This is a genomic window from Solibacillus sp. FSL R7-0682, assembly GCF_038005985.1.
Taxonomy (GTDB): Bacteria; Bacillota; Bacilli; order Bacillales_A; family Planococcaceae; genus Solibacillus.
Genome location: NZ_JBBOUI010000001.1, coordinates 3,398,263 through 3,418,613, shown reverse-complemented (window position 1 = coordinate 3,418,613; position 20,351 = coordinate 3,398,263). Strand labels below are relative to the sequence as shown.

Below are 20,351 nucleotides of genomic sequence, written 5' to 3'. Positions count from 1 at the left end.
ACAGTTTATTATACAAATCATTGCAGCAACTTTATGTAGTATGTTGTAAGTTTCAGCGTTAAGCGAATCACAGGAGGCAAACACAAAATGGAACGTAGTTTATCAATGGAAGTAGTACGTGTAACGGAAGCGGCAGCGATTGCATCAGCAAAATGGATGGGACGCGGACTGAAAAATGAAGCGGACGATGCAGCAACGACAGCAATGCGCGTTATGTTTGACACAATTCCAATGCATGCAACAGTTGTAATTGGTGAAGGGGAAATGGATGAAGCACCGATGCTTTATATTGGTGAAGAACTTGGCCTACGTAACGGCGGACCAGAAGTTGATATCGCAGTAGATCCATTAGAAGGCACAAATATCGTAGCAAAAGGTACGAACGGTGCGATGACAGTACTTGCCATTGCAGATCGAGGAAATTTATTAAATGCGCCAGATATGTACATGGAAAAAATCGCGGTTGGACCAGAAGCAGCTGGTAAGGTAGATATTAATGCATCCGTAACTTACAACTTACTACAGGTTGCCAAAGCAAAAAATAAAGATATTTCTGATGTAGTAGCAACATTATTAGACCGCCCACGTCACCAACATATTGTTGATGAAATTCGTGAGGCGGGTGCTCGAATCAAATTCATTCAAGATGGTGATGTTGGTGCAGCGATTAACACAGCATTTGATGAAACAGGCATCGATATTATGTTTGGTATGGGTGGTGCCCCAGAAGGTGTTATCTCAGCAGTAGCATTAAAATGCTTAGGTGGGGATTTTCAAGCGAAGCTAGTTCCTGAAGATGAGGAACAATTAGCACGTTGTATTAAAATGGGTATTGATGTAGATAAAGTATTATTAATGGATGATTTAGTAAAGGGCGATGACGCTATTTTCGCGGCTACAGCAGTTACTGACTCAGAATTACTTCGTGGTGTTCAATATAAAGGTTCTTATGCATTAACACACTCTGTAGTAATGCGTGCGAAATCAGGAACAGTTCGCTTCATCGAAGGTCGCCACAGTATGGATAAAAAACCAACATATTCTCAAAAATAAAAACTTCCTATATAATGTTAGTAAATAGAAGATAAATATCTTTAAGTTTAAAACATTATATAATCAATGCCCGGTTAATTTACCGGGCATCTTTCAACCTGATTGGTAAAAATTAACTAGCAGTGGGAACTGACTAAAAGCATCACATCCGTGTGACTGCGTCGGCATTAGCACGTCCTGTGCGTCAAATACTCTCTGCAAGATTTCACCAACCCTAACTCTTCTAATTTCAAAATCTATCACTATTCGTTTATTACCCAAAACCCAAGATAGAAAAATATAAGATAGACTGGAGAACACATATGACAGCATTAACAATTGCTCAATTAGAAAGCATGACATTAAAGGAATTATATGCTTTAGCGAAGCAATATAAGTTAACGAATGCCAGCAAGCTTACAAAAAAAGAACTGATTTTTGCGATTTTAAAATCACGTTCTGAACAAGAAGGCTTCTTTTTTATGGAAGGTGTACTTGAGATAATTCCGACAGATGGTTTCGGATTTTTACGTCCTATCAACTATTCGCCTTCAAAAGAAGATATTTATATTTCAGCATCGCAAATTCGCCGATTTGATTTACGTAACGGTGATAAAGTATCTGGTAAAGTACGCCCACCAAAGGAAAATGAGCGTTACTATGGACTTTTACAAGTAGATGCGGTGAATGGTGAAGACCCAGAAGTAGCGAAAGAACGTGTTCACTTCCCGGCATTAACGCCACTATACCCGGATCGTCAAATTAAATTAGAGACAATCTCTACAAAACTTTCAACACGTATTATGGATTTAGTAGCGCCAGTTGGTTTTGGTCAACGTGGTTTAATCGTGGCACCGCCAAAAGCAGGTAAAACATCATTATTAAAAGAAATTGCCAATGCGATCACGACAAATCATCCTGAAGCGGAATTAATCGTCCTATTAATTGATGAGCGTCCGGAAGAAGTAACAGACATTGAACGTTCAGTCAATGCAGATGTTGTATCATCAACATTTGATGAAGTACCAGAAAACCATGTAAAAGTGGCAGAGATGGTATTAGAGCGCGCACGTCGTTTAGTGGAGCATAAGCGTGATGTTATCATTTTAATGGATTCGATTACACGACTTGCTCGTGCTTATAACTTAGTGATTCCACCAAGTGGCCGTACACTTTCAGGTGGTATTGACCCAGCAGCATTCCACCGTCCAAAACGCTTCTTCGGTTCGGCTCGTAACATCGAAGAGGGAGGAAGCTTAACTATTTTAGCAACGGCACTAGTTGATACAGGTAGCCGTATGGATGAAGTAATTTATGAAGAATTTAAAGGGACAGGGAATTTAGAGCTTCATTTAGACCGTAATCTAGCAGAACGCCGCATTTTCCCTGCGCTTGATATTCGTCGTTCAGGAACGCGTAAAGAAGAGCTACTTATTCCAAAAGATCAGCTTGATAAATTATGGGCTATTCGCAAAACATTTAGCGATTCATCTGACTTTGCAGAGAAGTTCTTACGCAAACTGCGCACAACAAAATCAAATGAAGAATTTTTCGAAAAGCTTGATACCGACATGAAAAAAGCTACAAACGGTAAAGGGTTACTATAAAATTTAGTAAAATAGCTTTCCAAATAAAATAGTTGCAACTAGAAAATAATCTTGCTATAATTCTTTAGGTATGTAACGTGCACATATATAGCTGACCTCAAAACATTGCGCTTGCCGCAGTGACATATTCGGGCTATGTAAGGTGCAGTTCGAAATAACTCTGTTCCGGATGGTTCAGGGCGAGAGGAGAAAACGAATATGAAACAAGGTATCCACCCAGATTACAAAACTGCAACAGTAGTGTGCTCATGCGGTAACACTTTCGAAACTGGTTCAGTTAAAGAAAAAATCGTTGTCGAGTTCTGTAACGAATGTCACCCATTCTACACAGGTCGTCAAAAATTCGCGTCTGCTGACGGACGTGTTGATCGTTTCAACAAAAAATACGGTATCAAGTAATACCGCTGCCTACTTCCAAGTTGTTGGAAGTAGGTTTTTTAATTTTACCGTGTACTATATGTTCCACTCTTTATACTTCTCTGTCCAAACTAGTAAACGATTATGCGTGGTAGTAACAACTAAAATAACGAGTAATTAATGTTATTCGGACAAATGTCAACCTAGACGAATTGATTAAAACTAGCTAAGATAAAAGAAGTGTATAAATGGTTAACCTTGAGTCATTCACTCAAGGTTTTTTCTTCGATATTTTACTTTTTTCAAATGAAAGAAGTAAAATTTTTGAAGGATACAATTACGTAGTAGATGTATCGATCAATTGTTAGAAATGAGGAATAAGATAATGGCGCAGTTATTTTATAAGCACGGAGCAATGAATAGTGGAAAATCAATTGAAATTTTAAAAGTTGCCCATAACTATGAAGAACAAAATAAACCTGTATTAATTTTCACATCAGGAGTTGATACGCGGGATGAGGTTGGAATTATTTCAAGTCGTATTGGTTTACGTCGACCAGCTACTGCAATATTTCAAGACACAAATATATTTGAAATTGTTAAACAGCATCCAGAAAAGCTATATTGTGTACTAGTAGATGAAGTACAATTTTTATCAAAGCAGCATGTTCTTCAACTAACTCAAATTGTCGACGAGTTAAATATTCCGGTAATGGGCTTTGGATTAAAAAATGATTTCCAAAATGAATTGTTTGAAGGAAGCCGTTACATGTTGATTTATGCGGACAAAATAGAAGAAATGAAAACGATTTGCTGGTTCTGTCATAAAAAGGCAACGATGAATTTACGCGTCGATGAACATAAAAAGCCTGTTCGAGCAGGGGATCAAATCCAAATTGGAGGTAATGATCATTACTATCCGGTTTGTCGTAAATGCCATAGCAACCCACCGCTTTAAAAGTTCGATTGGATAGTATTGATTTTATTTTAAGAAACTTTTTGCATATATGTAGCAACAGAAGCGTTAATTCTTTATACTAATGTAGGTAGATTTTTGGCATAATACAAAAAATAAATCATATTTGAAAATAAATATAGAGGTGAAATAGATGTTTGATCGTTTACAGGCGGTTGAAGACCGTTATGAAAGATTAAATGAATTACTAAGTGATCCAGAAATCGTTAGTGATTCAAAAAAATTACGTGAGTATTCAAAAGAGCAATCAGATATTCAAGACATGGTTGAAGTATACCGCGAATACAAATCAGTGAAAGAGCAATTAGCAGATACACGCGAATTAATGGAAATAGAAAAAGATGCAGATATGCTTGAAATGATGAAGGAAGAGTTTAATGATTTAAATAAACAAATTCCAGATTTAGAAGAGCGCTTACGCATTTTACTAATACCTAAGGACCCGAACGATTCAAAAAACGTTATTATGGAGATTCGTGGTGCTGCTGGTGGGGACGAAGCGAATATTTTTGCAGGTGACCTATTCCGTATGTACACTCGTTACGCTGAAGCGCAAGGCTGGAAAATTGATGTCATGGAAGCGTCAGCGAACCCAGCTGGGGGCTTTAAAGAAGTAATCTTAATGATTAATGGACAAGGAGCTTACTCGAAGTTTAAATATGAAAACGGTGCTCACCGTGTACAACGTGTCCCTGCGACAGAGTCACAAGGCCGTATTCACACTTCAACAGCAACGGTAGCATGTTTACCAGAAGTACATGTAGAAGAAGTAGAAATTCACGAAAAAGATATCCGTGTTGACACATTCGCATCTTCTGGTGCCGGTGGTCAGTCGGTAAATACAACGATGTCTGCAGTACGTATGACCCACTTACCAACAGGTGTTGTTGTATCGATGCAAGATGAGCGCTCTCAAATTAAAAACCGTGAGAAAGCGATGAAAATTTTAGTAGCTCGTGTAGCAGAAAAACACCGTGAAGAAGCACAAGCAGAAATCGATTCAACACGTAAATCGGCAGTAGGAACAGGCGACCGTTCTGAACGTATCCGTACGTATAACTATCCACAAAACCGTGTAACAGATCACCGTATTGGTTTAACAATTCAAAAATTAGACCAAATCGTAGAAGGTAAGCTGGATGAAATTATCGATGCACTAATTTTAGATGAGCAAGCAACACGACTTGCCAACTTAAATGAAAATGCATAAAACAATTTTTGAGGCCCTTAATGGGGCTTCTTCTTTTTTAGAGGAAAATGGTCGCGAAGGGAATGCTGCAAGATTATTACTTCAGCATATTTTACAGACGAATTATTCCGGGTTAATGATGCGTATGCACGACACATTACCAGAAGATAAAGGTAGAGTGTTCCAATCCTATATACAGCAGCATGTAAAAGGCATACCTGTACAATACATTACAGGGCAGGAAGAATTTTATGGACGAACGTTCCTAGTCGATGAATCCGTATTAATTCCACGACCGGAAACGGAAGAATTAATCGTTGGTGCAATCGAGCGAATGACAAAATTATTCGGTAGTAAAAAGGTGCTAAAGCTTGCAGATATCGGCACGGGAAGTGGAGCAATTGCGATTACGATGAAGCACGAATGGCCAGAAGCAAATGTGACCGCAACAGATTTGTCAGAGGTAGCGCTACAAACTGCGAAGCGTAATGCTGAGCAATTACAAGCAGAAATCACATTTAAATTAGGTGATTTAACAGCTCCAATAAAAGAAGAAACTTGGGATGTTGTATTATCCAACCCACCTTATATTGCATTTGAAGAGATGAAGGAGATGTCTGATGTTGTCGTAGCCCATGAGCCACATAGTGCTTTATTTGCAGATGAGGAGGGCTTGATTTTATATCGTAAGCTTGCCGAGCAGTTACCACCTATGATGAAAACCCCTGCATTAATCGGACTTGAAATCGGCTATACACAAGGCGAAGCGGTGGCAAACTTGTTCAAGCAAAGTTTTCCGAAAGCGAAAATATCAATAGTAAAAGATATTAATGGAAAAGATCGTATTGTTTTTTGTGAAATTAGTGAATAAAATGATTCCCTCTTGCTAACAATAGTTTGCAAGGGGGAATCAATATGTTAAATGATTACGAGATTCAAAAGAAGAATAATTCTCTAGTAATTGCAACTCTTCAATTGTTCGCAAGTTTACTAGTATTATATGGCGCGATTTTATTAGTACCTAATTTTGTAGAGGACGTTCGAACAATGCAAACCGCATCGAACGAGCAAGTAAAAATTCGTGTTATTGCAAATAGCTCTTCTACGAAAGATCAACAATTAAAACATGAAATTGTTGAAAATATTCAGAGCTTTATTTTAACAAACAATGAAAAGCTGGAGGATATCCACAGCTATGAACGGATTTATCAAGATATTCAGAAAAATTATTCACATGTGAACATTAAGATGCAAACAGGGGATAACTTATTCCCACCAAAAATGCAGAATCATCATTTTTATCCGCAAAATAAATACAATTCAGTTGTTTATATTATAGGCAATGGGCGCGGAGAAAATTGGTTTTGTGGCGTGTTCCCAACACTTTGTAACCCGCCAGAAGAATCGAAAAAAGAAAAACCACCATCATTTCTTTATGATTGGTGGAAGAAAAAGAAACAGAAAAAAACCCAAACTTAATATAGAAAATTATACACAGATGCACTAATTCATAATAGATTGTGGATAAACAGGACAAATAATCACAAGAAGGAGGAACCTGAAATGAAGACGATTCAGTTAAAGGTGAATGAAAATGTGGATAATTCTGAAAATTATACACAAGCTGTGGATTATTTGAATAATGGAGAAGTTGTCGCTTTTCCTACTGAAACGGTTTATGGTCTTGGCGCAGTGGCAACAGATGAACAAGCAGTCCAAAAAATCTTTGCTGCAAAACAAAGACCTTCAGACAATCCATTAATTGTACATATCGGAACTGTTGAAGAAGTTACGTTGTATACAGAAGGAATCCCGGAAGTGGCGAAAAAATGTATGGATGCGTTTTGGCCAGGACCATTAACACTTATTTTGGAGGCAAAGCCAAATCTATTAGCACCAAGTGTCACAGCAGGCTTAACAACGGTGGGCGTGCGCATGCCAAATCATGCTGTGGCTTTACAACTATTACAAACAATTCAAAAGCCGATCGCTGCTCCAAGTGCCAATCGAAGTGGCAAGCCAAGTCCAACGAAAGCAAGCCATGTTTATGAAGATTTGGCAGGCAGCATACCGTGTATTTTAGATGGCGGAATGACAGGGATTGGTGTAGAGTCAACAGTTTTAGATGTGACGATAACACCACCTGTAATTTTACGACCTGGTGGGGTTACAAAGGAAATGCTCGAAGAAGTAATTGGGCCTGTTTTAGAACCTAATTTTGAGCAGCAAAAAATCGAGTCAACACCGAAAGCGCCTGGAATGAAATATACGCATTATGCACCAAATGCACCAGTCTACTTAATTGAACCGGAACGAGCGTTGATCGAACGAGCGATTAACCAATTACAACAACAACAGCATAAAGTTGCATTGTTAGCACCCGTGCATTTTAACGATATTGAAGTAGATACTTACTTATCATTTGGTGATGCCAATGATATCGAACAAATGAGCGCGTTACTATATGATGCACTCAGAGCGTGTGATAAAACGGACGCAACCGTTATTTTAGCAACTACAACATCCCAACAAGGAGTTGGACGGGCAGTTATGAATCGTCTAGAAAAAGCGGCAGGCGGTAATTGGTATAAATAAGTTTTTTCTAAAAAAGGGATAATGTTTTTCGAATAAGGCTGAGCTACAGTGAATGTGTAGTTCAGCTTTTTTATGTTTTTTCTAAAAATAGGAACCTATTTTTGCGTTACGAATGAAAAAACAATGATAAGAATGGATAAACGATAATTTTTACGCATAAATTACAACAATGTTCCAGCGAAAAGAGGAGAAGTGTGCAAGAAATTATTACCGGTATTCTAATGTCGTTTGATGTTGTCGCTTTATATTTACTGACATCAAACGTACGAGCAAAATTATTATTAGCACTATGGACAGCCTTACTCCATGCCTTTTTCCCACTCATTGGGTTTCAATTTGGTGAATGGCTATCGGCCATGTTTTCAGGCTGGACAACAGGCATTTCTTCAATTTTATTGTTTTTTGTAGGACTACAATTACTTTTATCCGCAAAAAATACTGAATTTCCAGCATATTCTTTACCAATTATTGCAATATTAGCAAGTATCGACACCTTTTCAGTTAGTCTTTCTTTTGGTATGCTAAATTTACAAAAATCTGTATTTATTATAAGTGCAGGACTTTCGACATTTGTTTTGTCATACTTAGCACTTATAGTGGCACAACGATCAGTTCTTTTAAAAAGTTACATTTTTAAAAGAACTGCAGGAATTGTATTGGTAATAATGAGTATTTTACTATTAAAATGGTAATGGTAAAATGTAATATAGAGGAAGTGGTATTGATGAATATTTATTTTATTTGTACGGGCAATACTTGTAGAAGTCCTATGGCTGAAGCAATTTTAAAAAGTAGGAATTTAAAAAATGTGGAGGTACGTTCAGCAGGAATATATGCCTATGAAGGAAGTGCAATGTCGCTCAATGCAAAGACAGTATTAGACGAACAAAATATTAAACATGATCACGTTTCTTCTACATTTAATCAAGACGATGCAAAATGGGCAGATTTAATTTTAACGATGACAGCTGCCCACAAAGAAATGGTGTTACAAGTAATGGAGGAAGGGCGAGACAAAGTTTTTACATTAAACGAGTATGCTCTATCTAACATACATCAGGATATACAAGATCCCTATGGAGGAAATCTTACTGTATATCAACAAACCTTTGAAGAACTAAATGAAGCAATAACAGAACTAGAAAAGAAATTAAAGATGGAGGATACGAACTAGATGAATTCAGAAAAAAAGTTATTTAATTTACGCAGAAAACTTGTACTGTTTGTTGGGATATTAGCGGCTGTTACTTATACGTGTAGCTATGTGTTTATACAGTATATACAGCCAATGTTTTTCGAAACGATAAGCAGTAGTGTATTTCAGATTATTACATATGCACTTGGGATCTTTTGGTCATGTGCACTAGCAGCTATTTTTAGCTTAATTATTATACGACCATTGCAATTATTGGAGAAGTCAGCCAATGAAGTTGCCCAAGGGAAAATTGGTAAAGATGTTGACATGCCAAAAACGAATGATGAAATTCGTACTGTTGCAGAGGCATTCCAAGCGATGGTTCAGAATTTACGCAAAATGGTCGATGGAATTGAAGACAATTATAAAACGACAGATCATACGATTGTTAAGCTTTCAGATCAAAGTTCGACTGTAACGGAAAATGCAGAGCAAATTACAAGTAATATTTCACATATTTCATTAGGAGCTGAGTCTTCTGCAAAGGCAATTCAAGAAACGGCAGAAGCTATCGAGGAGGTAAGAGTATTAGCTTCGGAAGTAAATAATAAAGCATTAATTTCAGCAAATCGATCAAAAGAGCTTTTAACAAATTTATCATCGACAACGGAAGCAATTAATGGTGTTGTACATAGCATACAAAAAATCGCCCAAGATAATGAGGATGCGTTAGGTAATATCCAAGAACTAGAAAAAAATGCAGAGCAAATTGAACACATTATTGGTTTAGTAGGAGATATTGCTGGGCAAACGAATTTATTAGCATTAAATGCATCAATTGAAGCAGCTCGTGCAGGTGAGCATGGGAAAGGATTTGCTGTTGTCGCAGAGGAAGTAAGAGGTTTAGCGGACGAAAGTGCAAATGCAGTGCAAGGCATTACTAAACTCATTCAAACAATGCAACAAAATGTAGCTGTTGTAGTAAGACAAATGAATGAGCAAGTTGCGTTTGCTGTAAACGAATCTTCACGCGTGTCAGAGACGACAACTGCAGTAGAAGGGATGTCGAAATCTGTTTATGAAATGGCAGATGATGTCGTAAATATTTCACAATTAGTCGACCAGCAAATGAAAAATATTGAGCATACATCTCGTCAATCACAAGAGGTTGCTGCAATTGCAGAGCAAACATCAGCAAGCGCACAAGAAGTAAGTGCAGCTTCATCTCAACAATCGTATGCGATTAAACAAGTAGAAGCATTATCAAGCGATTTAAAACAACAATCAGCTGAGTTATACAAAATGATCCAACAGTTTGACCGAACAAAGTAAAATGCAATGCTAAGCTGCTAAATACAATATACTAAAATACCATTTTTCTGATTAGAAAAATGGTATTTTTTAATGATGAAATCACGTATAATCCTTTACATAAGCTTGTTAAATTTACTTAAAAAACTAACGATTATGTATTTGTAAGCTAGAATATTCGTGTTTTATACATAAAATCAAAAATCGTCGCTTAAAATACGTGTCATTATGGTGAGATAAATGGTACACTGTTGTTGAATATAAATGAAAAGAGGGACCCCACTTGAAAATTGCGATTTCTTCCGATCATGGTGGCAATAATTTACGTAAAGAAATTATGGCGCTATTAGACGAACTATCCATTAGCTATGAAGATTTTGGACCAACAACAAATGATTCTGTGGATTATCCAGATTATGCACGCCCAGTTGCGGAGCGTGTTGCAGCAGGTGAATTTGACCGTGGTATTTTAATTTGTGGTACAGGTATTGGGATTTCTATTGCAGCAAACAAATTTAAAGGCATCCGTTGTGCATTAGTACATGATGTATTTTCAGCAAAAGCAACACGTTGTCATAATGACTCAAACATTTTAGCGATGGGTGAGCGCGTAATTGGTCCAGGACTTGCACGTGAAATTGTTACAACATGGTTAAACACTGAATTCGAAGGCGGACGTCACACACGCCGTGTCGAAAAAATTTCTGAAATCGAAGGGTAACTGAAGATGATGAACTTACATGATGTACAAAAAAACTTGGCGCAAGCGTTACAGGAATTTGAACAGCAAGTGAAGTTTACCGAAAATCAGTTATTTGTAGTCGGCTGCTCTACTTCCGAAGTCATGGGTGAAAAAATCGGAACAGCTGGTGCACTCGATGTAGCGCAAGTTCTATATGAAGAATTTTCAAAATTTGCGCAAAAACATAAGCTTTATTTAGTTTTTCAAGGCTGCGAGCATATAAATCGTGCACTTACGATTGAAGCTGCTGCCGCTAAAAAGTACCATTTAGAGCCCGTATCTGTAGTACCAGTAAATACTGCAGGCGGGTCTATGTCCGCGTATGCTTATACACAGATGAAGGAGCCTGTCGTCGTTGAATCGATTAAAGCCCATGCAGGCATCGATATCGGTCAAACATTAATTGGCATGCATTTAAAAAATGTCGCTGTTCCGATTCGTACATCAATTAAACAATTAGGTAACGCAGTGATTACATTAGCTACAACACGTCCAAAGCTTATCGGCGGCGTACGTGCGCAATATAAGTAAATCATTATTTTGAATAGGAAGCTCCGATAATTCGGAACAATATTTAGGGGGATATGAGAATGGCATTTGAAAAATTAGCAGGTCAAGACAAGGCAATATTAGACGCAATTTTACTAGAGAAAAAACGTCAAAACACAAACATCGAACTTATTGCATCTGAGAACTTTGTATCAGAAGCAGTAATGGAAGCACAAGGTTCATACCTTACAAATAAATATGCTGAAGGTTACCCAGGTAAACGATACTACGGCGGCTGTGAGCATGTAGACGTTGTAGAAGATATCGCGCGTGACCGTGCAAAAGAATTATTCGGTGCAGCTTATGTAAATGTTCAACCTCACTCAGGTGCACAAGCAAATATGGCTGTTTACCACACAATTTTACAACCAGGTGATACAGTTCTTGGGATGAACCTATCTCATGGTGGACACTTAACACACGGTTCACCAGTAAACTTCTCTGGTATTCTTTACAACTTCGTAGAGTACGGTGTAACAGAAGATACAAATGTAATCGATTATGAAGATGTTCGCCAAAAAGCATTAGAAGCAAAACCAAAATTAATCGTTGCAGGTGCTTCAGCTTATCCACGTGCAATTGACTTTGCAAAATTCCGTGAAATTGCAGATGAAGTGGGCGCTTACTTCATGGTCGACATGGCACACATCGCAGGGCTTGTTGCTGCAGGTGAGCATATGAACCCAGTTCCATATGCAGACTTCGTAACAACAACAACACACAAAACATTACGTGGACCACGTGGTGGGATGATTTTAACAAATGACGAAAAATGGGAAAAAGAATTAAATAAATCTGTATTCCCAGGAATTCAAGGTGGTCCATTAATGCACGTGATCGCTGCAAAAGCAGTAGCATTTGGCGAAGCATTACAACCAGAATTCAAAGACTACGCAAAACAAATCAAATTAAATGCAGCAGCATTAGCAGATAGCTTAATTAAAGAAGGCGTGGAAATCGTTTCAGGCGGTACAGACAACCATTTATTACTATTAAACGTCAAATCATTAGGCTTAACAGGTAAAGTAGCAGAGCACTTATTAGATGAAGTAGCAATTACTACGAACAAAAACACAATTCCTTACGATACAGAAAAACCATTCGTTACTTCAGGTGTTCGTGTAGGTACAGCTGCTATCACATCTCGTGGCTTCAAAGAAGAAGATGCAATTGAAGTAGGTAAAATTATTGCATTAGTTCTTAAAAACCCAGAAGATGCAGCGACAAAAGAAGAAGCACGCAAACGTGTAGATGCGTTAACTGCAAAGTATCCTTTATACGCTTAATTCTATAGGTAACTAATCATATCCCCTTGTCAACGAGTTATGGCAAGGGGATATTTTTACATTAAATGTTTATAGAATTTTCTGAATAATATTATATAGTATGTTGAATTATTTCTACTATTTAGATTATGATAGCTATAGTTATATAGTTATAAATACGTAGTCAATTAATCATAGTAGGTGGTAGATAAATGGATGAAAGTATTGTAAAACAAACTGATATATCACGAATTTATAGGATAAAAAATATTGGAATACAGCAACAAAGAAGCTTTGTCATTATTGATTCGACTTTTAAAATATTAGATTATAATATTATCTTTAAAAAAATATTTGAACCGAATCAACTTCCAAATAATTTTTTAGATAGCGTGTACTTACAAGGTAACCAAGAAAAGCATGCGCAATTAATGTCGATTGTAACAAACAACTTTACTGGACCGATTGAAGTAATGCTAAATGGGAGAAGCTTTGTAGTGATTCAAAGTATCGCGCTTGAAAGTAATACTTTCCTTTTAGTAATAGAAAGGTCCCTAAAAACCCAGCTGATTGAATCAGAATTGAATTTTGTTAATAATATTAATGCCATTATCATGCAAGAAGACGGTTGCTTTGAAGGCAAGATGCGAGAAATTTGTAGTGAGATAGATTACTTGCTTCATACTTATACAACCTTTACATATTTAAAAAAACAAGAGATTGTTCTTATTCCTTCTGCCCGTTTTAACATTCAAGGAAATAGGGAACCTCGAGTTCTTTCAGAGGAAGAACGGAATTACCATCAGCAATTATTAACAAGGCGTAAAATGTTAGAATGGTCGTCTTTGTCACAATTAGCCATACATAATGAAACCTTTTTATATGCGGTACAACATCATGCAGCATCCTGTCGATTTATACCGGTCTATTCGTCAAATGATGAACCTATTGGCTATTTTGTTATATATGATGTATTAGCGCGTCAAGGAGATGTGTCTGATTTAGATTTTTATGAAAAACTAAGTCGAATTGTAAAATTAATTTATAAAGTTGAAATGCATGAGCAGCAAATTGAGCGGCTAACATATACAGATCCTTCAACGAATTTGCCAAGTTATATGCAATTTTTAAAAATGATTAAACGATACCGTGAAGAGCGAAAAAATGGTGTAATAAAAATTATAGAACCCGGTGAATTCTCAAAAATTGTTGAGCTATATGGACGGCCAGCTGGGGAAGAATTACTTAAAGAGCTAGGGAAACGTCTCAAAATGGTATCTTCAAGTGAAAATAGTGACATCGCACGCTTTACAAGCTCGGCATTAATTATGTATTCACCAATTGAATTTCAATCGATTATAAAAAATAAAAACTCTATTATTGATCATATTAATGAACCATTTTTAATTGAAGGACAGCAGGTGTATATTACTTTAAAGGCTGGTATTGCACCTCTTGAAGAAACGAGTCAATGCCACGATTCAATTCGCTTTGCAGAAAGTGCACTCACGAAGTCCAAGATAATTCATGGTACGCAAACAACTTATCATTTAAAACGGGCAGACCAAGATATAGAGCGGGAATTAAGTATTTTAAACCATTTTAAACAAGCAATCCGTAAAAATGACATAACAGTATATTTTCAACCGAAATTTGAACTACGGCGAGGACGAATTTTAAGTATGGAAGCTCTCGCCCGCTGGATTTCACCAGAGCTCGGCTTCGTTTCTCCAGCTGAATTTATTCCGATTGCAGAAAATGCGGGCCTTATTCGTGAACTCGAGCTACAAATTTTTGAGAAAGTATTAAAATGGCAACAACAACGCCAATATGAAGGGAAACGAAGCATACCGATTGCAGTCAACATTTCACCAGATCATTTTTATCATCCATTGTTTATTCCGACGCTCAAGGAACTTATTCAAACGTATTACGCCGATCCAAGTTTTATCATTATTGAAATAACGGAAAATATGGGGCTATTTGATTTTGAGCGAGCGCGAGCTATTTTGTATAAGTTACGGGCTTTGGGTATTTCTACAAGTGTTGATGATTTTGGGATTGGCTATTCTTCATTAAGCTATTTACAGAAATTCTCTTTCAATGAAATAAAAATTGATCAAAGTTTCTCACAAAAAATTGATGAACTTGCAACACAAACAATTGTTAAATCGATTATCCAAATTGCGCACATGTTAGATATGATTGTAGTTGCAGAAGGGGTAGAAACGCTCGAACAGGCTATAATATTAAAACAGCTCAAATGCGATGTTGTACAGGGCTACCATTATTCGAGGCCACTGCCAATTGAAGAAGCATCAAACTTATTAGATGAACAAAGGAAAAATCCATAATTTATATGGGGCAATGTAGGTAATAACAATAATTTCTGATATGCGGAGTCAAAACATTTATCCGATAGTTTTCGATAGTACGCTTTTCTGGTATACTAATTTAGATAAACAACAGTTAGGAGATGTCACAGTGAGCAAAGTATATGTATTTGACCACCCATTAATTCAACATAAGTTAACTTATATTCGAGATAAAGAAACAGGTACAAAAGAATTCCGTGAACTAGTTGACGAAGTGGCAACATTAATGGCATTTGAAATTACTCGTGATTTACCATTAGAAGAAATCGAAGTGGAAACACCAGTTACAAAAGCAAAAGCAAAAGTATTATCTGGTAAGAAAATTGCAATCGTTCCAATCTTACGTGCAGGGATCGGTATGGTAGACGGTGTTCTTAAATTAATTCCTGCTGCAAAAGTAGGTCACATCGGTCTTTACCGTGACCCAGAAACATTAAAACCAGTAGAATATTATGCAAAGCTTCCTGCTGATGTAGAAGAGCGTGATTTCATTATTGTGGATCCAATGTTAGCGACTGGTGGTTCAGCAGTAGAGGCAATCAACTCACTGAAAAAGCGCGGTGCTAAAAACATTAAATTCATGTGCTTAATTGCAGCTCCAGAAGGCGTAGAAGAAATTCAAAAACATCACTCAGATGTAGACATTTACATCGCATCTCTTGATGAAAAATTAAATGACCATGGCTATATTGTTCCAGGCTTAGGTGACGCAGGAGACCGTTTATTCGGTACAAAATAATAGAGTATTAACGCCCGTATCATCTAGCTGCGGGCGTTTTTCTTAGAAATGAAATGCTTTATTAGAAAGGACAATTAAAATGACGAAAAAATACAAAGTAATGACGATTTTTGGGACACGCCCGGAAGCCATTAAAATGGCACCACTCGTAATAGAATTGCAAAAGTATACAGATCAAATTGAATCAATCGTGACAGTAACTGCTCAGCATCGCCAAATGCTAGACCAAGTGTTAGAAACATTTAAAATTCAACCTGATTACGACTTAAACATTATGAAGGATCGTCAAACATTGGTGGATGTAGCTACAAATGCATTAATTGGTCTAGATCGTGTCATGAAAGAAGCAAAGCCGGACATCGTTTTAGTACACGGAGATACAGCTACAACATTTATCGGAAGTTTAGCTGCATTTTACAATCAAATCGCAATCGGCCACGTGGAAGCAGGGCTTCGTACTGGTAAAAAATATTCGCCATACCCAGAAGAAATGAACCGCCAGCTTACAGGCGTAATGGCTGACCTTCATTTTGCCCCAACAGAACAGTCTCGTGAAAACCTACTAAAGGAAAATAAATTAGATGAGGCAATTTTTGTTACGGGAAATACGGCGATTGATGCATTAAAAACGACAGTTAGTAAAGAATATACACATTCGGTGCTAGAAAAAATAGGCACAGATCGCATGATTTTGTTAACTGCCCACCGTCGTGAAAATTTAGGTGAACCAATGCGCAACATGTTCCGTGCTATAATGCGCTTGTTAGCAGAGCATGATGATATTCAGGTTGTCTATCCAGTACACATGAATCCAGCTGTTCGTGAAGTCGCAAATGAAATTTTAGGGGACAACCCACGTGTACATTTAATCGAACCATTAGAAGTATTCGATTTCCACAACTTTGCAGCACGTTCATTTATGATTTTAACGGATTCAGGTGGCGTACAAGAAGAAGCACCTTCATTAGGGAAGCCAGTTCTTGTTTTACGTGATACAACTGAGCGACCAGAAGGTATTGCTGCGGGTACTTTAAAGTTAGCTGGTACAGATGAGAATGTTATTTATACAATGGCGAAGGAATTATTAACAGATAAAGCAGCATATGAGGCAATGGCTCATGCATCCAACCCATACGGGGACGGATTCGCCTCTCAACGTATCGTAGAAGCGTTGTTAAAATTTGCAAATAAACAATAACAAATAACGCATCTAAAAGTACCGATTTAGAAATAAGTGGGACGTACTTTACGTTAATAGATGTCAAGATAGAAATTCGCTATTAAAATGCTAAAAAAAATTTTTTTATTAAACCAAATAATGGGAAAACAAGAAATGTGCATGAGATAGCGGATTTTTGTTAATATGAAAAAACTTAGAGTAGATTTAGTGAATATATGTACACAAATTTGTCAACAATTTGACAAGGAAATCAACGCTGTCAAGTTTTTTCTCATTACTAATTGACATCAAAAACCCCCTATTGTATGCTTACAAAGGGTAAGAATGATAAGGGTTTCGTCTAGTCTAAAGACGTTGAAACGCTTGTTATATCAAGTTTCTACTAGATTGACAGTTCAAACAAAACTTGTCAATTTGCAACGTTTTTATGCGTCTGGATTAAAGTCCGTAAAGATTAAGAGTCATTTAGAAGTATGGATTAAATGGTAACTATGGAGTAACTCTATCGTTACTATTATTTAGTACTTGTAACGGCCTCTAATTTTTGTAGTGCATTTACTATGATTAAAATTCACTTAATGGTCGATGAACACTTTCTTTACTCGAAAAATGTTTCAGGAGATTAATTGCCAATGCTAGATTTGCATCACATTTTTGCAATGCAGAAGAAAGCGTTATTTTTTTTGCTTGCTGTTTGTGCGTTAGGCTGGGGATTTTCGCCATATGATTCGATATTTGCTGGTATAGCCCTGGGTGCGTTCTTTGGTACGTATAACTTTTGGATATTGGTTCGACGTATGGAAAAATTTGACCGTTCCATTAGTGAAGGGACAAAAGTAGCATCTATCGGTACAGTACTTCGCTTCGGATCAGGTGTTGCCGCAGTCGCAATCGCAATATCGTTGCCACAATATTTTCACTTAATAAGCACGGTCATTGGGCTTATGATTCCGTACGTCTTTTTAGTAATAGAAAGAATTGTACATTACACAAAAAGCCGTTAAAGTGCAATTTGAAAGAGAGGTGAATGCAAAAATGAATCATACAGCTCCAGAGTTCGATGTGGATTTAGGCTTTATGACGCTTACGTTCAACTTATCTACTGTAATGATGCTTCTTGTCACAGCTATCGTCGTGTTTTTAATCGCTGTTATTTCAACTCGTAAATTAGCATTAAAACCAACTGGTATGCAGAACTTCATGGAATGGATTATGGATTTCGTGAAGAACATCATTAAAAGTAATATGGACTGGAAAACAGGTGGTCGATTCCATATTCTTGGAATCACGCTAATTATGTTCATCGCGGTTGCCAACTTACTTGGTTTACCATTTGGTGGTATCGCTTACGGACATGACTTATGGTGGAAATCACCAACTGCCGATCCAACAGTAACAATGACATTAGCAGCAATGGTTCTTGTATTAACACATTACTATGGTGTGAAAATGCATGGAACTGGAGGGTATACTAAAACATTCTTCCAACCAATGTCATTCATGTTCCCATTAAAGATTATCGAAGAGTTCGCGAATACGTTAACTCTTGGCCTACGTCTTTACGGTAACATTTATGCCGGTGAGATTTTAATCACTTTAATCGCCGGATTAGCAACAACAAGTGCTCTAGGCTTCGTTGGTGCAATCGTACCGATGATGGCATGGCAAGGTTTCTCGATCTTTATCGGGTTAATCCAAGCTTTCATTTTCACTATGTTAACAATGGTTTACATGGCTCACAAAGTGAGTACAGACCATTAATTATAAATTTCCGTATTCATAGCAGTGCGGTAATTTGAACCAAAAAAATACAACAATCCAAGGAGGATATTAAAATGGTAGGTTCAGTAGGTTTATTAGCAGCAGCAATCGCAATCGGTTTAGCAGCATTAGGTGCAGGTATTGGTAACGGTTTAATCGTTTCTAAAACAGTAGAAGGTATCGCTCGTCAACCAGAAGCTCGTGGCGTTCTTCAAACTACAATGTTCATCGGGGTTGCGTTAGTAGAAGCATTACCGATCATCGCAGTAGTAGTAGCATTCATCGTAATGAACCAATAATCGATAAACGATTATTATTTCCAATGGCGAAGTAGACTTCTTAATAAAAGCCTTCGCCATTACTTTTGTATAAATCAAGGTATACCCTTATTTTGCAATTTTTAACATGAAAGTAAAGAGTTACACAATATAGATTATTTAAGATCTCAAAGCTCTTGAAGGGAGTGAAACAATCGTGTTAGATTATCTAGTACTAGGAGCTGGTGCTGAAAAATTCAACACTGGCGACATCATCGCTACACTAGTTATCTTCTTAGTTTTAATGATCCTTCTTAAAAAGTTCGCTTGGGGTCCATTAATGGGCATCATGCAAGAACGTGAAGAATTAGTTGCCAACGGTATTGATGCAGCTGAAAAAGCTAAGAAAGAAACAAAAGCACTATTAGAAGAACAAAAGAGTCTTCTGAAAGAAGCTCGTACAGAAGCACAATCAATTATTGAAGGTGCTAAAAAGCAAGGCGAAGCAACTCGCGAAGAAATCGTTTCAGCTGCTCGCACTGAAGCCAATCGTTTAAAAGAGTCTGCAGTTCGTGATATCGAAGCAGAAAAAGAGAAAGCAATTGCGGCTGTTCGTGAAGAAGTCGTTTCATTATCAGTACTTGCTGCGTCTAAAGTTCTTGGGAAAGAAATTTCTGAAGCAGACAATAGCGCATTAATTAAAGAAACGATTGCGAAGGCAGGCGAAGCGAAATGAGTCAATCGACTGTAGCAAATCGTTATGCACAAGCAATTTTCGAGTCAGCACAACAACAAAACATTCTTGCTGAAGTAGGTTCAGATTTACAAGAGCTTAAAAAGGTATTAGCTTCAAACGATGAGTTTTTTGCATTACTTAGTGCTCCAAAAATCTCTTCTGACCGCAAGAAAGAGCTTGTTGCTCAAATTTTATCTGGCGCTCAACCAATCGTTGTAAACATGATTCAATTCTTAATTGAAAAGAAACGTTTAAATGAATTAACGGCTGTAGCTGATCAGTTCCAAGCATTAGCAGCTGCTGCCCAAGGCACTGCAGATGCAAAAGTATACTCTACTCGCGAATTAACAGCTGAAGAACGTGCAGAAGTTTCTGCCGCATTTGCTAAATTAGTGGGTAAAGAGCAACTTAACATTACAAACATTATCGATGCGTCATTAATTGGTGGCGTACGCGTTCAAATCGGCAACTATATTTTTGACAGCACTGTAGCTTCTAAGCTAGAAGGCTTAAAACGTGTATTAGTCGGCTAAATTTTAAGAAAT

The 20,351-nt window shown here is 37.2% G+C and carries 22 protein-coding genes; all 22 read left to right on the top strand.

Features of this window, described 5'->3' with window-relative positions:
• The first annotated feature begins 87 nt into the window (after positions 1-87).
• The 22 genes from glpX to MKZ17_RS17075 all read left to right on the top strand — a co-directional run bounded on the left by glpX (position 88) and on the right by MKZ17_RS17075 (position 20,339).
• Positions 88-1,053 (top strand): class II fructose-bisphosphatase, encoded by a 966-nt coding sequence (gene glpX / locus MKZ17_RS17180; RefSeq protein ID WP_340724955.1) that lies wholly within the window; start codon positions 88-90, stop codon positions 1,051-1,053.
• Between the two features lie 302 nt (positions 1,054-1,355).
• Entirely contained in the window at positions 1,356-2,639 is a 1,284-nt protein-coding gene (gene rho / locus MKZ17_RS17175) for a transcription termination factor Rho (RefSeq protein WP_340724954.1), read from the top strand.
• 198 nt (positions 2,640-2,837) lie between these two features.
• Positions 2,838-3,038: a 50S ribosomal protein L31 gene (gene rpmE / locus MKZ17_RS17170; RefSeq protein ID WP_340724953.1), complete on the top strand. Its 201-nt coding sequence runs from the start codon at positions 2,838-2,840 to the stop codon at positions 3,036-3,038.
• 343 nt (positions 3,039-3,381) lie between these two features.
• Positions 3,382-3,954 carry a thymidine kinase gene (locus tag MKZ17_RS17165; RefSeq protein ID WP_340724952.1) on the top strand — a complete coding sequence of 191 codons (573 nt, stop codon included), beginning with the start codon at positions 3,382-3,384 and terminating at the stop codon, positions 3,952-3,954.
• Between the two features lie 151 nt (positions 3,955-4,105).
• On the top strand, positions 4,106-5,182 hold the full coding sequence (gene prfA / locus MKZ17_RS17160; RefSeq protein WP_340724951.1) for a peptide chain release factor 1: 1,077 nt from the start codon (positions 4,106-4,108) through the stop codon (positions 5,180-5,182).
• Complete coding sequence (gene prmC / locus MKZ17_RS17155) at positions 5,169-6,032, top strand: peptide chain release factor N(5)-glutamine methyltransferase (protein WP_340724950.1); 864 nt, start codon at positions 5,169-5,171, stop codon at positions 6,030-6,032. Before prfA ends, prmC begins: the two co-directional genes overlap by 14 nt.
• Before the next feature lie 44 nt (positions 6,033-6,076).
• Positions 6,077-6,640: a stage II sporulation protein R gene (locus MKZ17_RS17150; RefSeq protein WP_340724949.1), complete on the top strand. Its 564-nt coding sequence runs from the start codon at positions 6,077-6,079 to the stop codon at positions 6,638-6,640.
• A gap of 84 nt (positions 6,641-6,724) precedes the next feature.
• Complete coding sequence (locus MKZ17_RS17145) at positions 6,725-7,756, top strand: L-threonylcarbamoyladenylate synthase (RefSeq protein ID WP_340724948.1); 1,032 nt, start codon at positions 6,725-6,727, stop codon at positions 7,754-7,756.
• A 194-nt stretch (positions 7,757-7,950) separates the two neighbouring features.
• Complete coding sequence (locus MKZ17_RS17140; RefSeq protein WP_340724947.1) at positions 7,951-8,448, top strand: manganese efflux pump; 498 nt, start codon at positions 7,951-7,953, stop codon at positions 8,446-8,448.
• 32 nt (positions 8,449-8,480) lie between these two features.
• Positions 8,481-8,930, top strand: a complete 450-nt coding sequence (locus MKZ17_RS17135; RefSeq protein ID WP_340724946.1) for a low molecular weight protein arginine phosphatase — start codon at positions 8,481-8,483, stop codon at positions 8,928-8,930.
• On the top strand, positions 8,931-10,223 hold the full coding sequence (locus MKZ17_RS17130) for a methyl-accepting chemotaxis protein (RefSeq protein ID WP_340724945.1): 1,293 nt from the start codon (positions 8,931-8,933) through the stop codon (positions 10,221-10,223).
• Positions 10,224-10,485: 262 nt separating this feature from the next.
• Positions 10,486-10,923 carry a ribose 5-phosphate isomerase B gene (gene rpiB, locus MKZ17_RS17125; protein WP_340724944.1) on the top strand — a complete coding sequence of 146 codons (438 nt, stop codon included), beginning with the start codon at positions 10,486-10,488 and terminating at the stop codon, positions 10,921-10,923.
• A gap of 6 nt (positions 10,924-10,929) precedes the next feature.
• The gene (locus tag MKZ17_RS17120) at positions 10,930-11,475 is read left to right on the top strand and encodes a TIGR01440 family protein (RefSeq protein ID WP_445326928.1); all 546 of its coding nucleotides are present in this window, start codon (positions 10,930-10,932) and stop codon (positions 11,473-11,475) included.
• Between the two features lie 59 nt (positions 11,476-11,534).
• The gene (gene glyA, locus MKZ17_RS17115) at positions 11,535-12,779 is read left to right on the top strand and encodes a serine hydroxymethyltransferase (protein ID WP_340724943.1); all 1,245 of its coding nucleotides are present in this window, start codon (positions 11,535-11,537) and stop codon (positions 12,777-12,779) included.
• 191 nt (positions 12,780-12,970) lie between these two features.
• Positions 12,971-15,112 (top strand): putative bifunctional diguanylate cyclase/phosphodiesterase, encoded by a 2,142-nt coding sequence (locus MKZ17_RS17110; protein ID WP_340724942.1) that lies wholly within the window; start codon positions 12,971-12,973, stop codon positions 15,110-15,112.
• A 130-nt stretch (positions 15,113-15,242) separates the two neighbouring features.
• Positions 15,243-15,872 (top strand): uracil phosphoribosyltransferase, encoded by a 630-nt coding sequence (gene upp, locus MKZ17_RS17105; protein ID WP_340724941.1) that lies wholly within the window; start codon positions 15,243-15,245, stop codon positions 15,870-15,872.
• Between the two features lie 79 nt (positions 15,873-15,951).
• A complete protein-coding gene (gene wecB, locus MKZ17_RS17100; RefSeq protein ID WP_340724940.1) occupies positions 15,952-17,070 on the top strand; it encodes a non-hydrolyzing UDP-N-acetylglucosamine 2-epimerase in 1,119 nt (372 codons plus the stop codon).
• 614 nt (positions 17,071-17,684) lie between these two features.
• Positions 17,685-18,056, top strand: a complete 372-nt coding sequence (locus MKZ17_RS17095) for an ATP synthase subunit I (RefSeq protein ID WP_340724939.1) — start codon at positions 17,685-17,687, stop codon at positions 18,054-18,056.
• A gap of 31 nt (positions 18,057-18,087) precedes the next feature.
• Positions 18,088-18,813, top strand: a complete 726-nt coding sequence (atpB, locus tag MKZ17_RS17090) for a F0F1 ATP synthase subunit A (RefSeq protein WP_340724938.1) — start codon at positions 18,088-18,090, stop codon at positions 18,811-18,813.
• Positions 18,814-18,887: 74 nt separating this feature from the next.
• Positions 18,888-19,112, top strand: coding sequence for a F0F1 ATP synthase subunit C (gene atpE / locus MKZ17_RS17085; RefSeq protein WP_340724937.1), 225 nt, complete (start codon positions 18,888-18,890; stop codon positions 19,110-19,112).
• Positions 19,113-19,284: 172 nt separating this feature from the next.
• Positions 19,285-19,806: a F0F1 ATP synthase subunit B gene (gene atpF / locus MKZ17_RS17080; RefSeq protein WP_340725576.1), complete on the top strand. Its 522-nt coding sequence runs from the start codon at positions 19,285-19,287 to the stop codon at positions 19,804-19,806.
• Entirely contained in the window at positions 19,803-20,339 is a 537-nt protein-coding gene (locus tag MKZ17_RS17075; RefSeq protein ID WP_340724936.1) for a F0F1 ATP synthase subunit delta, read from the top strand. The genes atpF and MKZ17_RS17075 overlap by 4 nt, the downstream gene beginning before the upstream one ends.
• Positions 20,340-20,351 lie beyond the last annotated feature (12 nt).

Coding starts and splice junctions, on each gene's coding strand:
- prmC (WP_340724950.1), top strand. CDS start 5,169: ATGAAAATGCATAAAACAATTTTTGAGGCCCTTAATGGGGCTTCTTCT.
- wecB (WP_340724940.1), top strand. CDS start 15,952: ATGACGAAAAAATACAAAGTAATGACGATTTTTGGGACACGCCCGGAA.
- MKZ17_RS17110 (WP_340724942.1), top strand. CDS start 12,971: ATGGATGAAAGTATTGTAAAACAAACTGATATATCACGAATTTATAGG.
- MKZ17_RS17095 (WP_340724939.1), top strand. CDS start 17,685: ATGCTAGATTTGCATCACATTTTTGCAATGCAGAAGAAAGCGTTATTT.
- MKZ17_RS17130 (WP_340724945.1), top strand. CDS start 8,931: ATGAATTCAGAAAAAAAGTTATTTAATTTACGCAGAAAACTTGTACTG.
- rho (WP_340724954.1), top strand. CDS start 1,356: ATGACAGCATTAACAATTGCTCAATTAGAAAGCATGACATTAAAGGAA.
- rpmE (WP_340724953.1), top strand. CDS start 2,838: ATGAAACAAGGTATCCACCCAGATTACAAAACTGCAACAGTAGTGTGC.
- MKZ17_RS17165 (WP_340724952.1), top strand. CDS start 3,382: ATGGCGCAGTTATTTTATAAGCACGGAGCAATGAATAGTGGAAAATCA.
- atpB (WP_340724938.1), top strand. CDS start 18,088: ATGAATCATACAGCTCCAGAGTTCGATGTGGATTTAGGCTTTATGACG.
- glpX (WP_340724955.1), top strand. CDS start 88: ATGGAACGTAGTTTATCAATGGAAGTAGTACGTGTAACGGAAGCGGCA.
- MKZ17_RS17075 (WP_340724936.1), top strand. CDS start 19,803: ATGAGTCAATCGACTGTAGCAAATCGTTATGCACAAGCAATTTTCGAG.
- MKZ17_RS17145 (WP_340724948.1), top strand. CDS start 6,725: ATGAAGACGATTCAGTTAAAGGTGAATGAAAATGTGGATAATTCTGAA.
- MKZ17_RS17150 (WP_340724949.1), top strand. CDS start 6,077: ATGTTAAATGATTACGAGATTCAAAAGAAGAATAATTCTCTAGTAATT.
- MKZ17_RS17135 (WP_340724946.1), top strand. CDS start 8,481: ATGAATATTTATTTTATTTGTACGGGCAATACTTGTAGAAGTCCTATG.
- MKZ17_RS17120 (WP_445326928.1), top strand. CDS start 10,930: ATGATGAACTTACATGATGTACAAAAAAACTTGGCGCAAGCGTTACAG.
- atpE (WP_340724937.1), top strand. CDS start 18,888: ATGGTAGGTTCAGTAGGTTTATTAGCAGCAGCAATCGCAATCGGTTTA.
- glyA (WP_340724943.1), top strand. CDS start 11,535: ATGGCATTTGAAAAATTAGCAGGTCAAGACAAGGCAATATTAGACGCA.
- prfA (WP_340724951.1), top strand. CDS start 4,106: ATGTTTGATCGTTTACAGGCGGTTGAAGACCGTTATGAAAGATTAAAT.